At 53.5% G+C, this 14,419-nt stretch carries 14 protein-coding genes and 1 riboswitch; of the genes, 13 read left to right on the top strand and 1 reads right to left on the bottom strand.

Going from position 1 to position 14,419, the window contains the following annotated elements:
* The first annotated feature begins 69 nt into the window (after positions 1-69).
* From JMG82_RS02365 to JMG82_RS02325, 9 genes are all read left to right on the top strand, one after another.
* A complete protein-coding gene (locus JMG82_RS02365) occupies positions 70-1,017 on the top strand; it encodes an AAA family ATPase (protein WP_201353339.1) in 948 nt (315 codons plus the stop codon).
* A gap of 65 nt (positions 1,018-1,082) precedes the next feature.
* Positions 1,083-1,910: a DUF58 domain-containing protein gene (locus JMG82_RS02360; protein ID WP_201353338.1), complete on the top strand. Its 828-nt coding sequence runs from the start codon at positions 1,083-1,085 to the stop codon at positions 1,908-1,910.
* Positions 1,907-2,317, top strand: a complete 411-nt coding sequence (locus JMG82_RS02355) for a hypothetical protein (protein ID WP_201353337.1) — start codon at positions 1,907-1,909, stop codon at positions 2,315-2,317. Before JMG82_RS02360 ends, JMG82_RS02355 begins: the two co-directional genes overlap by 4 nt.
* Complete coding sequence (locus tag JMG82_RS02350) at positions 2,310-3,224, top strand: vWA domain-containing protein (RefSeq protein WP_201353336.1); 915 nt, start codon at positions 2,310-2,312, stop codon at positions 3,222-3,224. Before JMG82_RS02355 ends, JMG82_RS02350 begins: the two co-directional genes overlap by 8 nt.
* Positions 3,221-4,216 carry a VWA domain-containing protein gene (locus JMG82_RS02345; RefSeq protein ID WP_201353335.1) on the top strand — a complete coding sequence of 332 codons (996 nt, stop codon included), beginning with the start codon at positions 3,221-3,223 and terminating at the stop codon, positions 4,214-4,216. Before JMG82_RS02350 ends, JMG82_RS02345 begins: the two co-directional genes overlap by 4 nt.
* 23 nt (positions 4,217-4,239) lie before the next feature.
* Positions 4,240-5,025 (top strand): tetratricopeptide repeat protein, encoded by a 786-nt coding sequence (locus tag JMG82_RS02340; RefSeq protein WP_201353334.1) that lies wholly within the window; start codon positions 4,240-4,242, stop codon positions 5,023-5,025.
* The gene (locus JMG82_RS02335; protein ID WP_201353333.1) at positions 5,006-6,565 is read left to right on the top strand and encodes a BatD family protein; all 1,560 of its coding nucleotides are present in this window, start codon (positions 5,006-5,008) and stop codon (positions 6,563-6,565) included. Before JMG82_RS02340 ends, JMG82_RS02335 begins: the two co-directional genes overlap by 20 nt.
* A 59-nt stretch (positions 6,566-6,624) precedes the next feature.
* Positions 6,625-6,709, top strand: a riboswitch (cyclic di-GMP riboswitch).
* 168 nt (positions 6,710-6,877) lie between these two features.
* Positions 6,878-9,085 carry a hypothetical protein gene (locus JMG82_RS02330; RefSeq protein ID WP_201353332.1) on the top strand — a complete coding sequence of 736 codons (2,208 nt, stop codon included), beginning with the start codon at positions 6,878-6,880 and terminating at the stop codon, positions 9,083-9,085.
* A 10-nt stretch (positions 9,086-9,095) separates the two neighbouring features.
* The gene (locus tag JMG82_RS02325; RefSeq protein ID WP_201353331.1) at positions 9,096-10,478 is read left to right on the top strand and encodes a DUF1501 domain-containing protein; all 1,383 of its coding nucleotides are present in this window, start codon (positions 9,096-9,098) and stop codon (positions 10,476-10,478) included.
* 13 nt (positions 10,479-10,491) lie between these two features.
* Here JMG82_RS02325 and JMG82_RS02320 read toward each other — a convergent pair whose 3' ends face one another.
* A complete protein-coding gene (locus JMG82_RS02320; protein WP_201353330.1) occupies positions 10,492-10,959 on the bottom strand; it encodes an HAD family hydrolase in 468 nt (155 codons plus the stop codon).
* A gap of 71 nt (positions 10,960-11,030) precedes the next feature.
* On the opposite strand from JMG82_RS02320, the gene selD reads away from it, so the two are divergent.
* The 4 genes from selD (at position 11,031) to JMG82_RS02300 (ending at position 14,402) form a co-directional block, all read left to right on the top strand.
* Positions 11,031-12,065 carry a selenide, water dikinase SelD gene (selD, locus tag JMG82_RS02315; protein WP_201353329.1) on the top strand — a complete coding sequence of 345 codons (1,035 nt, stop codon included), beginning with the start codon at positions 11,031-11,033 and terminating at the stop codon, positions 12,063-12,065.
* Position 12,066: 1 nt separating this feature from the next.
* The gene (gene mnmH, locus JMG82_RS02310) at positions 12,067-13,176 is read left to right on the top strand and encodes a tRNA 2-selenouridine(34) synthase MnmH (protein WP_236579166.1); all 1,110 of its coding nucleotides are present in this window, start codon (positions 12,067-12,069) and stop codon (positions 13,174-13,176) included.
* A complete protein-coding gene (locus JMG82_RS02305; protein WP_201353327.1) occupies positions 13,158-13,997 on the top strand; it encodes a M90 family metallopeptidase in 840 nt (279 codons plus the stop codon). The genes mnmH and JMG82_RS02305 overlap by 19 nt, the downstream gene beginning before the upstream one ends.
* Positions 13,998-14,174: 177 nt before the next feature.
* Positions 14,175-14,402 carry a hypothetical protein gene (locus JMG82_RS02300; RefSeq protein ID WP_201353326.1) on the top strand — a complete coding sequence of 76 codons (228 nt, stop codon included), beginning with the start codon at positions 14,175-14,177 and terminating at the stop codon, positions 14,400-14,402.
* Positions 14,403-14,419 lie beyond the last annotated feature (17 nt).

Raw genomic sequence — 14,419 nt, 5'->3', positions numbered from 1 at the left:
AATATTCCGTTTACCCTCAGTTTTCCTTCGTCGGTTATAATTGTTCACAAAATTTCTACGGAGTCGCGAATGAATCCTATTGTCGATTCGATCAAAAAAGAGGTCGGAAAGGTTATCGTGGGACACGAGCATCTCGTGGATGCAATGCTGATCGCGCTGCTTTGCGAAGGGCACCTGCTGGTGGAAGGGGTGCCCGGGCTTGCGAAAACCACGGCGATCAATGCGCTGGCTCAGGCACTGGGGCTCGCCTTCAAACGGGTGCAGTTTACACCCGACCTGCTTCCCAGCGATATTACGGGAACAGAAATCTACGATCAAAAAAGCGGGGAGTTCAAGGTCAAGCACGGCCCCGTCTTCACCAACCTTCTCCTGGCCGACGAAATCAACCGGGCGCCGGCGAAAGTGCAGTCGGCACTGCTGGAGGTGATGCAGGAGAAGCAGGTGACCATCGCCGAAGAGACCTACAAGGTGGACCGTCCTTTTCTCGTGCTTGCGACCCAGAATCCAGTGGAGCAGGAGGGTACCTACCGTCTTCCCGAGGCGCAGCTGGACCGTTTTATGATGAAAGTGAATGTCGGCTACAACTCGATCGAAGAGGAGTTCGAGATCGTGAGCCGGGTCGCGGCGAAGGGGTTCGGGGAGATTTCCCAGGTGGCCGGAAAGGCCGAAATTGCCCAGATGCAAAAAGAGCTCCATGCCGTGCATGTGGACGATGCGGTGCAGAAATATATGCTCAAACTCGTTTTCGCCACTCGCTTTCCCGACGAATACGGAGCGCAGGACATGGCAGAATATATCGAATTCGGCGCCAGTCCGCGGGCTTCGATCGATCTCTTCCGCGCAAGCCGTGCCGTGGCGCTGATGCGTGGAAAGGACTATGTCACGCCCGTCGATATCGCGGAGATTCTCCACGATGTGCTCCGTCACCGCATCATACTCAACTATCGGGCCGAAGCGGCGGGTATCACCAGCGACGATGTGGTCAAAGCGATCCAGAAGGCAGTCAGGGTACCCTGAAACGAAAGCCAGGAACGGACAACGGTTATGCAAAACGAAGCGGAAACCCGAAGGGTGGGTGTTGCATGAACAAAAAAGCGCATGAAATTCTTATTCGCACCCGCCGGCGTCTTTTTGGCCAGAATGTGGGAAACAACATCTCCACATTCCAGGGCAACGGCATCGATTTTGCCGAGCTGAAGGAGTACACCTACGGCGACGATGTGCGCAAAATCAACTGGAAAGTGACCGCACGGGAACAAAAACCCTACATCAATGTCTTCAACGAAGAGCGTGAACTCAACATCGTCATCGTTTACATGGTTTCCGGAAGCATCTATTTCGGTACGGTGCGACAAAAGCAGGAAGTCATGGCGGAGATGCTCGCGCTGCTGGGATTCGCGGCACTGAAAAACTCCGACAGAGTTACCTCCATCTTCTATGACGAGGAGGTGTTGGAGTGGTTCAAACCTTCCAAGAGTCCCAATATCGTCTATGCCGCCCTCGAATACGCCCTGAATGTCGATGTCCTTCGACGGCGCACCTCGCTGCAGAAGGTGGCCGACTTCCTGCTCCGTGCCATTCGGGAGCGATCCATCGTTTTGCTTCTGGGAGATTTCTACGACATCGCCGATCTGAGTCTTTTGGGTGCGAAGCACGAGGTGTATGCTGTAATCGTCCGTGACCGGTTCGAGGAGAATCCGGCTTTTGCGGGGGAGTACGATCTGATCGATCCCGTCAGCGGTCAACACCATCTGCTCGATCTAACCCCGGCGACGCTACAGCGCTACAGAGAGGATCTGCTGCGCCATGACAGAGCCCTGGAGGGACATTTTCTGAAAGAGCGAATCGGTTTTACGAAAATCTATACCGACGAGGATCCTTTCATTAAGCTTCGGGAGATGCTCAAATGAACGACATGCTGGCGCAGCTCAAAGATATCAAACCGCCTGTGGAAGTGCCAGATCACACGTGGTTGATCCTCTTCGCTCTTGCTGTACTCGCGGCTCTTATCCTGCTGCTTCTGTACCGGTTTCTCGGCGCCACAGCGGGGCGACGCAGAAGAAGGCGGCGCAGAGATCCCCGGGAAGTCGCGCGCGAAAAAATCGCATCCATCGATTTCAACCGCGTGAAGGAGGCGGTCTACACTTTCGACGAGTACATGCCGGTATTGATCGAAGAGGCCTCGGAGAGGGAGACATTCGAGCATCTTCGAAAAGAACTGGAAAAATACAAATACAGAAAAACGGTGCCACCGCTAGATGCCTACGACGAACGGCGGATGAGAAGCCTGATCAAAAAGGTGATGAAACATGGGTAGTTTCACCTTCGAACATCCCGTTGCTTTTGCGTTGATCCCTCTTTTTCTTCTCTGCCTGAAATGGTGCCGGCCCCGTTACGAGAGCATCTGGTTTCCCGGCAGCGACAGGCTGCATACGATCTCCCGGAGCCGATCGCGGCTCCATGCTCTCGCCAAAACCGCCACTTTTTCTCTTCTGGTGACAGCCCTGGCAAGTCCGGTCGTCACAAACGAGATCGTCATCGAGAGGCAGAAGGGGTACGAAATATCCTTGATCCTCGATGCCAGCGGGTCGATGGCGCAAAACAACAAATTCGGCATCGTCAAAGATATCGTCACCCGATTCGTCAAAGCAAGAAAACATGACAAGATCGGTTTGACGATCTTCGCCGATTTCGCCTATGTGGCCGTGCCTCTTACTTACGACAAGACCTCCCTTCTGAGGCTTCTGGAGAAGGTGGAGGTCGGGATCGCGGGAACTAGGCGTACGGCACTTTATGAGGCGCTTTTCATGAGTACGAAGCTTTTCAGGGATTCCAATGCGAAAAACAAGATTGCCATACTTCTGACAGACGGAATCGACAATGCCGGGACTGTGCCGCTGGAGGTGGCGATCAACACGGCGAAAAAGTATGGCATCAAGGTCTATACGATCGGCATCGGCGGACGGGGCGACTACAACCCCTACGTGCTCAGAAAAATCGCGAAGGAGACGGGCGGCAAGTTTTTCGAGGCCGATACGGTGCAGAAACTTGAAAAGGTCTACGAGACTATCGACCGCCTCGAAAAGAGCGAAATCGAAGGCAACCGCTATGTCAAAAAGCGCTACTATTACGCCTGGCCGCTCGGCACGGCCCTGCTTTTGATACTTCTTTCCACCCTCGGCCTTCGATTTCCTATCCGGCGTGAGAGGAGAGCGGACCGATGACGTTTCTTTATCCATATTTTTTAATATTGATTCTTTTTCTGGTGCCGCTGGGGATCGTGATCCGAAAAAAAGGGGACGATCTTAGCAGGCGGTTCAGCCCGGAGCTTTATCGGAAAATGGTGGCCCAAGGGAGCGGATTGAGCCGAAGAGCCCGCAGAACACTCCTGCTGTTGGCGATCGCACTGGGACTTGTCGCCCTCGCGCGCCCCGTCATGGAAAAGGGGGTGATCCGGGTGAAAGAGTCGACCGTGGACTTGGTGGTCGCTTTCGATATCTCCCGTTCCATGTTCGCCAACGATCTCTTTCCCAATCGGTTCGAACTGGCCAAGCGGAAATTTTTCGACCTTCTTGATGCAATGAAGCAGACACGCATAGGTGTCATCGGATTTAGCTCCCGTGCCTTTCTCATCGCACCGCTGACACGTGATTACGCCTCTTTGAAATATCTCGTCAAGCATATGGGGTTCGATTATGTGACACTCAAGGGAACCGACATGATGGCTCCCCTGGAGGTGACGGCCGACCTGCTGAAAAAGAGGAAGAAAAGAGCCCTGCTCATTTTCACCGACGGCGGGGACCAAAAAGATTTTTCCAGGGAGATCGCCTTCGCCAAAAAAGAGGGAATCAAGGTCTTCATCTACGCTTTGGGAACCCGCAAGGGGGGTGTGATGAAGATCGGAAGGGATGTGGTCCGCGACAGAAACGGCAATGTGGTCATCACCCGACTAAACCCCGCCGTATCCTCCCTTGCCGAAAAAACCGGGGGAGTCTATATGCGCTTCTCTTTCAGCTCGAGCGACATGAAACGTCTGGCAGAGTTCATCCGATCGCGTCTTGTATCCGGTGAGATCAAGGAGCGGACCATCCATGAACGCGAAGAGCTCTTCTACTACCCGTTGATGCTGTCGATTCTTCTCTTTCTTATGGCCCATACATCTCTCCCTGCAAAGATGAGACGGCCTGTCAAGAGCGAAGGAGGAGAGAGACAATGATTAGATATTTATTAATATCAATTTTGTTTTTTTCACTTGCGTATGCCGGCGCACTCGATTTCCTGACGCCGACACGGGCGAAAGATGCGTATGAAAAGGGAGAATTCGACAAGGCTGCGAAACTCTACAAAGAGTTGGCAAAAAAGGGGAGTGACGAAGCGACGTTCAACGCGGCCGACGCTTTGTACAAAGCAGGAAAATACGAAGAGGCACTATCGTTTTTCAAAAAGGTGAACAAAGAGAGTCTGCAGTTTGAAAAGCTGCACAATATGGGAAACTGTTACGCTCATCTTGGGAAGATCGACGAAGGAATCAGGGCCTATGAGGAGGCTTTGAAAATCAAAGAGGACAAAGAGACCCGTTTCAATCTTGAACTGCTGAAAAAGATTAAAGAGAAGAAAAAACGCCAGAAAAAGAGGGAACGAAACGAAAACCAAGAAACCGACGGCAAAAACTCCCGGAAACAGAACCAAAGCGCCGGGAACCAAAAAAAGAGCGAAAAGAGCAAACAAAACGATCAGAAGAGTCAAAGCGGCAAGAGAGAGCAGATGAAACAAAAGAGCGAAACCGCAGAGACAAAGAGAGATGAAAACGAAAAGCTAAACGCCGGTGAGGATAAAAAAAGAGAACCAGAGGCCCAAAAAGGTGGGAAAATCCAGAAACCGGAAGCCAAAAGGGAGGAACCGATCAGTGAAATGGAGTTGCGGAAATGGAACAAAGTGCTGAACCAGCGCGGCATACACACTCTGATGCTGCCGATGCCGACAAAAAAGAGCGAAAGGAGCGAGGATGAGACGACACCCTGGTAAACGGCTGCTGTGGGCGCTGCTGTTCGTCCCGCTCTTTCTGGCCGCAGCAGGCATAAAGATGCATGTGGACAGGAAAGAGGTGACACGGGGAGACACCGTTACATTCTCGATCACGGCGGAGGGAGAGGATGTCGCCTTTCCCGTTTTGAAAGAGATTGACGGTTTTCCGATTCTGGGTACGTCCCAGCGATCGAACATCTCCATCATCAATGGCCATACCTCCCGAAGCGTGACGAAAAGCTACACGTTCGCGCCGATGCGGGATGTGACGATCCCTTCGCTGGAAGTGAAAGTCGATGGCACCCTCTACCGGACCGATCCGGTCAGAATCAGCGTGAGCGACGCACCCAAACCGGGTACCCGAAAGGGTGATGCCCGGCTTGAAATCGACATTGACAAAAAAAGGGTGCATGTGGGCGAGCCGGTCACGTTCGATGTGGTGATTCGCTACCGCCGAGATGCCCGGTTCGCGCAGGTGGATCTTCAATCCCCCGAGTTTCCGAACTTCTGGATCAAAAAAGTGGGAGAGGTGCAGAAGTCGTACGAAGGGGAGTATATCGTCGAAAAACAGCGCTACCTGATCTTTCCCCAAAAGGCCGGCAGTTTCAAACTCGGCCCCCTGACAGCGAAGATCGCCAAGCGGGTCCGTGTGAAGCCTCCCATCAACGATCCCTTTTTCGACGACGACTTTTTCAACGGTTTTTTTGCGAGACTGGAGTGGAGCCGAATCGCTTCCAATGCCGTGACGATCCAGGTCGACCCGCTTCCTGGCAATGTGGAACTCTATGGCGATTTCACGATCCGTGCATCGGTCGACAGGCAGAGAGTGGAGGCCAATCAGCCGGTGCGCGTGACGATTGAGATCGAAGGGGAGGGCAATATCGACGATATCAAGAAGTTCGAACCCCACATTCCCGACACCGTGGTCTACAGCGACGATCCCGTGGTCAAGGAGCGGATTACGGAAGGACGTTACGGCGGAACTTTCAAGGAGACGGTCACGATCGTCTCCGATCACGATTTCACGATTCCCTCTTTTGTTCTGAGATATTACGACAAAGAGCGTCAGCAGGTCATAGAAAAACGCACGGAACCGATTCCTATCAAAGTGGTCGGAGGCAAAAAGAACGCCGATGTAAAGGATTTGGGCAGACCTCCTGAAAAAACCGAAAAAGTCCCTTCGGCTACGACCGCCGGCAAAGAAGGCAGGAGCTTGAAAGGTCAAGAAAAAGAGGAGGAATACCGTTGGCTCTATCTTCTTGTCGGCATCGTGCTGGGGGCCGCAGGCGCCTGGTGGCTGGGCAACCGGAAGCTTCCTGTTTTCATGAAAAAGAGAGAGTTCGACATCGCCAGAGCGATCCGACACGCCAAAAACGACAGAGAACTGCTGGATCTTCTTCTTCCCTATGCCCAGGAGGATGAAAGAATCAAAGAGGCTCTCGAAAGACTGGAAGAGAATATCTACAAAGGAAAAAGAGACAAAATCGATCGGAAAATCCTCGCGGAGATTGTCGAGGATATCGAAGAGGAGAGAATGTAAACCAATTTTAAGAAGAATGTTTGTTTAAACACCGATTAAGAATCCTCTCATTATAATGGAGGTTCAGTTGCCAAACCTGTTGTGAAGCAGGGACGGAAAGCCATGGGTCTTCGCGTGATTTGCGAAGATCGCCAGGTTGCCTCTTTGTTGACATTCGTTCAATAAAGAGTAAGACTCATTTACCTGCATTGATTTTTCCTCCCACTTCCTTCATGTTCCATCAACCACTGTGAATCGCGAAGCAAAAGCCCTTTGCAATCCTCTATAATGGAGCATTGCAACTGCCTCGCAATGTTATGGAAAGGAAGAGAAATGAGTAAAGTGAACAGCAAACTGCGTCATGTATTGGTCGTGGCGGCCGGTATGCTTCTTGTCGGCTGTGGCGGTGGAGGCGGCGGTTCCACGACCGCTTCGTCAGACGGGGGCGTCCTCCCCGGAAGCGGTGGCTCTTCAGTCGTCGGGACCGCCTATCTGGTCGATTCCCCTGTCAAGGGTGTCGCCTACAACTGTGGGAGCCAGCACGGGATCACCGATGAGGAAGGCGCATTCCGTTTCGAGGTCGGAAAAGGGTGTACCTTCACACTCGGAAACATCAGACTGCGTACACTGGAAGAGACCCAGCTCTCCGACGGCGCTCTCATCATCGAGAGCGACATGAGAGTGGATGCGCTCCTTCAGTCTCTTGATGCGGATGCGGACCCCACCAACGGCATCGAGATCAAGGAGGAGGTCGTCTCCGCCCTGAAAGAGCAGGGGATATTGAAAGTGCCCGAAACCGAGAACGAACTGACAGATGTCGTGGAAAAGGTGGCCAAGCGCGTACCGTCGCTAGACATTACGCCTGTCTCTTTCGCGAAGGCGGCGGCGCACCTGAAGGAATCCTATGCCAAATATGCCGACAGCGGTGTCCGAAACCTGAAACTGACGGATGAGGATGCCTTCAACCAGATCGCCTCCGGACCGGTTCTTTACAGCATACCGGTTCTTGCCAGCGAGATACCCTACGATCGGTATCGGCTCGCCCCGCTGACGGATGAAGATTTCAATGCACTCACCGAAGAGCAAAAATATAAAGTGGCGATCAAGCTTTACGGCACACTCTTTTACGGTGTCGACTACGATACGCTGGTCGAAGCCGTCAACTCCGGCAGTTTCATCAGCGATACCCGGGCCCTCTTCGACAGGCAGAACTCTCCCGCAGAGATAGCGGCTGTGGAAGAGAAGATGAAATATTACGACGAATACGGCTGGGGCGACAACAAGATCGTCGCCTCGATGCTTGCCCGTCTCTACGAGCTTCAGCCGGGGCGCGCCTATATCAACCGATGGGCGGCCTACATCCTCAGTCAGACCATTCTCTTTTCGCCGGCCTACGAGCTCGACACGGTCTACACCGTCGACGCGATCGACGTGTACGGGGACCTGGTGCGCGATTTCGACGCGGGCTTCAGTATGCAATGGGTGACTTTCACCCACATGATGACCGACGAAAACTGGCGCCGCTTCCGAAGCCCCGAGGACAACGGTCGGGAGATGCTGGAGATCTATACGATGGATTTCAACGATGCCCACGTTCCTTTGGCGGCGAAAGCTTTGAAAAACTGGAAACTCGACCGCCGTTCGAACACGCTCGTCATGACGCTGGACGAAAACGTGGAGCCGATCACCGATCTCTTCCCGGGCCAGGTGATCAAAAACGGGACCGATTTCTACAGCGCCCTCGTTTTGCAGCCCACTTTCGTTCCCGCGGTGACTCGGCGGCTCGTCGACCTCTATTTCCCCAATTTCACGGAAGAGCGGAAAAACCGTGTCGTCGATCAGCTGATTGCAAGCCGGCCGATGACCTGGACGGGACTGCTCAAGCAGATCGTCTATTCGAAAGCCTACCTGCTCGAGTCGGCCAAAACACGCTCCTTCGAAGAGTCCTTCTATCAAATCGCCAAAGCGCTGAAGTGGCTTCCCAAGGCGAAATCGTTCTACTACATCGCGCGCAATCTCGACAGTATGCACCAGTCGACGATGCGCTACAAGCTGGGGCGCAAGGTCGAGGTGCCGCTCGATTCGCAATCTTTCGCATGGTTCCACAAGACGATTCGTGAAAATGTCATGACCAACTACGAACGCAACGCCTCACTGCAAAACAGTGACGATGGCTGGCCCTATTACGAGCTTTTCGAAAATCTGCCGGCCGATCTGATCAGTCCGACGGAGCTGGGCGAAGACGGAAGAAGGCTGCACGAATGGGCGCCCAACGAAAGAAGACGCGCCGGCTATATCGTCGATTCGCTCTTCCTTTCGATCGCGGGGCGCAAAGCGGCCGAGGAGGAGAGGAATTTCCTCATAGACCTGATCGACGACGAAAAGGATTACGACGAAACCTTCGACAATCTGAGTTGGATCGACCTGTATGGTAACCGAAAAGAGATCGACGATCTCAAAGAGCGCGGGGAGTTTGCGATGCTGGTGCTCGACTACCTTTCCAGACTCGATTCCATTTACGAATTCCAAGCGGTGAAATAGGAGGATGAAGATGAAACGAACCGATTTTAACGAAGCACATTTCAACCGAAGGCACTTTCTGAAAGGACTCGGTGCTCTTGGCATCTCTTCCGTTCTGCCGCTTTCGCTCAAAAGCGCCGATCTCGACTATGACCGTATCGAATTCGATCCTTCCGTATACGAAAACAACAATGCGCAGACCATCATCATCTACCTCTACGGCGGTCCGTCCCAGCTGGCCGGAAACATGACGAATATAGAAGAGATCAGTGAAAAGAGCCAGAATCCCTATCCTCTGGGAAACGAGCGCTATATCAAGCTGACGCAGGATGGTTTCTGGGGAAATGCCGGGGGCTACGCGATGCAGCGGATGCTCGATGCCGGGGATATGAACGTTTTTAGGACCTGTTTCCGGACGGTGGACGATCTGAAGTCACACGGCGCGTGTACATCCCAGGCCCAGAGGGGCAAGGAGACGGAAGGGGGTGCGGGCATCATCGCGAATCTCGCCTCCATCCTCTATCACAAAGGTGTCATCACCGAACCTTCGGGAACGGATGATGTGGGCAAGACGATTCCTTTCGTCACGATGGAGGGGGAGTCGACCTTTTTCACCGAAGATGACGTCGATCTCAAACCCTTCCTCAAGCCGGTGGCGTTTGGCAGCGGCTCCGACAATCCCTACAAGCGTGGCGGCTCGGCTTCATGGTATGAAAGCCGGGTTCTCAACAAGGAGACCAATACGACTATCGGCGAGATTTTCGATACGTTGGCGCAGAAATACAATCGCGCCGGAAAGATCAAGGAGTCGTTCGAACGGCGCGTCACACTCGAGAAGTTTGCCGACGATATCCACCAAATCACCCTGCCCGAAGGCATCGTCTATCCGGACAACACATTCGGAAATCGTCTGAAAACGGCGGTCAGCCTGCTCATCAACAACGAATACACCAAAATCGTGAGCATGGGAAGCCCAGGCCTTGGCGGATGGGACGACCACTCCAACGCCATCGACCGTTACACCCGGCGGATGACCCAGCTGATGGAGTCGATCGAAGTGGCGATGGCCCATTTGAAAGCCGCGGGCAAGAGCAACATCAATATCGTCGTATTCGGAGAGTTCGGACGCAATGTCAACTACAACAATTCACTGGGCTGGGACCACGGCAATCTTCAGAATGTCTACTGGTTCGGGGGCGGCGACTACATGAACCATCTGGGTATCGTCGGGGAGACCGAGGTGACAGGCGGAGGTGGAAGAATCTATCAGCGTCCCAAAAATTTCGGAAGTTCGGGCGAATCGTACCATTTCCAGGTCTTCAGCATCGCTGCGACCATCTACAGGATGTATGGCATCAAAAACCCCGAAATCCTGACCAACAACAACCTGCCGATCAAGGATCTCCTCGCCTGATGAAAAAAATCGGCTAACGCCTCAGCGTGGCGGTCAGACGTTTGGGATGAAGCAGCAGTTCCAGGGCGTCCGAAATGTCGCGACAGACAATGTCGGCCGCCATCAACGCTTTTGTGCTGCACCCTTCATCCCCTGTGACCGCGATGCCGAGTTTTGCGCTTTTTAGCATCGCTTCGTCGTTGTTTCCGTTTCCCAGCGCGACGCACAACTCCTCTCCCAAAGAGCGGACGAACGCCATCTTCTCCTTCGTATGATCGTCGGTTTCAAGAATCTTGATCGATACGGGGCATTCCGCCAGCTGCGCCGTGACACTTCCGAAGGTATCGGCCGTAATGACATGAATCGTAAACTCTTCCGACAGCTTTTGCAACAGCGTTTTAAGATGCGGAAGAATCATGCCGTCTTTTGCGATCGTGCCGTTGTAGTCGCAGACGATATGCCGTATGTCGATTGTGGCGTAATTTGGTATCTCTATCTTCATGCTTCGATCCGTTTCAATGTGCGTAATATCAGTGATATAATTCGCAAGTATAACAAACGTAAGGAACAGATATGTCAGAAACCATCAAACTTACCGAATACAGCCACGGTGCGGGGTGTGGGTGCAAAATATCCCCTGTGCTGCTTGACGACATTCTCAAGACGACACGGGCAAAGATCGAGTGTCCGCAGCTGCTCGTGGGAAACGACAGCAAAGACGATGCGGCAGCCTACGATCTTGGAAACGGGACATCAATCCTCTCGACGACAGATTTTTTCATGCCGATCGTGGACGATCCGTTCACCTTCGGCCGGATCGCCGCGACCAATGCACTCAGCGACATCTACGCCATGGGCGGCAGACCGCTGATGGCGATTTCGATTTTCGGATGGCCCATCGACAAGCTTCCCGCCGAAGTGGGGAGGGAAGTGATCGAAGGGGGAAGGGCGGTCTGTGAAGAGGCGGGCATTCCCCTTGCCGGCGGACACTCCATCGATTCGCCTGAGCCGATATTCGGCCTGGCGGCGACGGGACTGGTGGAAAACCGCTACCTGATGCGAAACGATACGGCCAAAGAGGGGTGCAGAATTTTCCTCACCAAACCGCTGGGCATCGGTATTCTCTCCACTGCCCAGAAACAGAAGAAGATAGAAGGAAACGATATCACCCCCGCCATCGAGGCAATGACCACACTCAACAGGGCCGGAAGCGATTTCGCCAGGCTCGAAGGTGTCTGTGCCATGACCGATGTAACCGGTTTCGGCCTGCTCGGCCATTTGAGCGAAATCTGCGAAGGCAGCGGCATCGGCGCGACCGTCCGGTTTGACAGGGTGCCCCTTCTTCCCAATGTGGAAAAGTACCGTCGAATGGGGTGCATTCCGGGCGGCACGCGCAAAAATTTCAAAAGCTACGGCCACAAAATCGGCGAGATGACACAGCAGCAAAGAGAGATTCTATGCGATGCCCAGACATCGGGAGGCCTTCTTGTCATCGTCGAAGAGTCCGGGCTTGATGCCTTTTACGAGACAGCACGAAAGCACGGACTTAATCTGGAACCCATCGGCGAAACCCATGCGCGACGCGAACATCTCATCGAGGTGGAGTAGATTGCCGCTTCCGACAACGGACGACTACCGGCGCATCGTTTTGGAAAGCAGACCCCTTATCGATGTCAGAGCACCCGTGGAGTTTGCCAAAGGAGCTTTCCCCGGTGCCGTCAACCTGCCGTTGATGAGTGACGAAGAACGGCATCTTGTAGGAAAAATGTACAAAGAGGAGGGCAACGAAGCGGCTGTCGCACTGGGGCACAGACTCGTTTCGGGCGGTGTGAAAGCCCGGCGCATCCAAGCGTGGTGCAGTTTTGTTAAAACGCATCCGGATGCGTTGCTCTATTGCTTCCGGGGCGGGCTAAGATCGCAGATCGCCCAGGCGTGGATGGCCGAGGCGGGGTGTGATATCGTCCGCATCGAAGGGGGGTACAAAGCGTTCCGGCGCTATCTCATCGAGGAGATGGAGCGAAGTGAGGCCCGGTTTTCCCCTCTGGTGCTCGCCGGCAGGACCGGCTCCGGCAAGACGATACTGCTTCGTACCCTCCCCGACGCGGTAGACCTGGAAGCCCTCGCCAATCACAGGGGCTCATCATTCGGCAGAAAAATCACTCCCCAGCCGACGCAGATCGATTTTGAAAACGCGCTCGCCTATGCGATCATAAAAAAGCTGGCGACTGGGTGGAAACGGCTTGTTTTCGAAGACGAGGGAAAAAACGTCGGCCGTCTCTATCTGCCAAGAAAGCTCTACGAACACCTGGCAAAGGCGCCTCTTGTCGTGCTGAAAACATCGATGGAACGGAGGGTGGCGATCACCTTCGAAGAGTATGTGGTCCGGGCCCAGGAGGGGTATGCGCTGCACCGCTTCGAGGATCCGCTCAAGCGGTGGTACGAAGATATCGAAAAGGCGATCGGGCGTATCCAAAAGCGTCTGGGGGGCGAACGTTGCAAAGAGGTGCTTCAGATGCTTCGAAACGCCTACCGTGAGCAGATTGCAAGCGGCCGAGTGGAAGCGCACAAAACCTGGGTCGAATACCTGCTGCGGGAGTATTACGACCCGATGTACGACTACCAGATACAAAAACGACGGGAGCGTATACTCTTCCGGGGCGATTGGGAGGAGGTGAAAGCCTTTCTGGGGGATGGGACACATTGTACTACATCATTTTGACGCAGATTCTGTTGCTCCTGGCGGCGCTCTTTCTGACCTGGCAGGCGGTGGGTTATTTCCGGCGTATGCGTTTGTGGAAAAGGGCTCAGAAAACGGCTCTTCCGCCATCCTATCGCGAAGCGCTTGAAAAAGTTGCCCATTACAGGGTTCTGCCGGCGAGGCTGAAGGAGAAAATCCGTCCGCGACTGCTCTTTTTTGTCTGGACGAAAGAATTTGTCGGCATCGGCACGGAGGTGACGGACGAGATGAAGGCGATCATCTCCTTCTACGCCTGTCTGATGGTCGTCAACATTCCCGACGAGTGTTACGATGAACTGCAAACCATTCTCATCTACCCCTATGATGTGGTAAAGAGGCAGATCGAATCGGAAGGGGGAATCTACCGGGAAGAGGATCTGGCTCTGGAAGGAGAATCCGCCGGCGATACCGTGGTCATCGTTTGGAACGAAGCGAGGCGGGAAGCTCTGCACATCCGCCGGCACAACGTCATTTTGCACGAACTCGCCCATGTTCTCGATTTCGAAAACGGCGCCGCCGACGGGATTCCGCCTCTGGAACGGTCACGGTATCACCGATGGACGACGGTACTCTACCGCCGTTTTAACGAGTTGAGAGAAAAAAGCATAAAAAACCGCAACTGGGAGGATTACAGGCTCATCGGCGAGTATGCCGCCACCAGCGCGGCAGAATTTTTCGCCGTAATCACCGAACTCTTCTTTCAGAAACCAGAAATCCTGAAAAAGCACTTTCCCGACCTCTATGAAGAGCTCAGGGGCTTTTATGCTCTTAACACGGCGGAGCTGTTCAAGAGCATGGATTGACATCGGTTATTAATTGAGGTTACGCAAAAAAGCGGAACGTCATCTCGAAATATTCGATTTCGAAGTTTTAGGGGAGGCTTGTCTCCCCGCCAAAGCATGGGCTTTGCCCATGCTCTGCGTAACATCAGGTATTAATATACTTTGTGTTACTCTTAAAAAAATTGCGAAGGAGTCCACATGATGGAATTTCTGAAAAAAGCGACCGAATGGGTACTCGACAAGGAGGAACAGGCGGCACAGAACTGCAAAATCGACCTCGAAGATGTTCAAAAACAGATCAACCTGATAGTGAGCAAACGCGAGAAACTGCAAAAAGAGTGCGAAGAGAACCTGGCGGAACTCGACCACATTCTCAAGCGTCTTGAAGCGATCAAGGCTAAAGAGGAGTCCTGCCGGCGGGCCTGAGCGCTCGCCAATCGGCA

This window comes from Hydrogenimonas urashimensis (assembly GCF_016593255.1).
GTDB classification, from domain to species: domain Bacteria; phylum Campylobacterota; class Campylobacteria; order Campylobacterales; family Hydrogenimonadaceae; genus Hydrogenimonas; species Hydrogenimonas urashimensis.
The sequence above is the reverse complement of the archived record's forward strand: the minus strand, read 5'-3'. Positions and strand labels throughout refer to the sequence as shown.

Excerpts from the sequence above, each read along its gene's own strand:
- JMG82_RS02360 (WP_201353338.1), top strand. The coding sequence starts at position 1,083 with ATGAACAAAAAAGCGCATGAAATTCTTATTCGCACCCGCCGGCGTCTT.
- JMG82_RS02300 (WP_201353326.1), top strand. The coding sequence starts at position 14,175 with ATGATGGAATTTCTGAAAAAAGCGACCGAATGGGTACTCGACAAGGAG.
- JMG82_RS02335 (WP_201353333.1), top strand. The coding sequence starts at position 5,006 with ATGAGACGACACCCTGGTAAACGGCTGCTGTGGGCGCTGCTGTTCGTC.
- JMG82_RS02330 (WP_201353332.1), top strand. The coding sequence starts at position 6,878 with ATGAGTAAAGTGAACAGCAAACTGCGTCATGTATTGGTCGTGGCGGCC.
- selD (WP_201353329.1), top strand. The coding sequence starts at position 11,031 with ATGTCAGAAACCATCAAACTTACCGAATACAGCCACGGTGCGGGGTGT.
- JMG82_RS02345 (WP_201353335.1), top strand. The coding sequence starts at position 3,221 with ATGACGTTTCTTTATCCATATTTTTTAATATTGATTCTTTTTCTGGTG.
- JMG82_RS02355 (WP_201353337.1), top strand. The coding sequence starts at position 1,907 with ATGAACGACATGCTGGCGCAGCTCAAAGATATCAAACCGCCTGTGGAA.
- JMG82_RS02320 (WP_201353330.1), bottom strand. The coding sequence starts at position 10,959 with ATGAAGATAGAGATACCAAATTACGCCACAATCGACATACGGCATATC.
- JMG82_RS02325 (WP_201353331.1), top strand. The coding sequence starts at position 9,096 with ATGAAACGAACCGATTTTAACGAAGCACATTTCAACCGAAGGCACTTT.
- JMG82_RS02365 (WP_201353339.1), top strand. The coding sequence starts at position 70 with ATGAATCCTATTGTCGATTCGATCAAAAAAGAGGTCGGAAAGGTTATC.
- JMG82_RS02350 (WP_201353336.1), top strand. The coding sequence starts at position 2,310 with ATGGGTAGTTTCACCTTCGAACATCCCGTTGCTTTTGCGTTGATCCCT.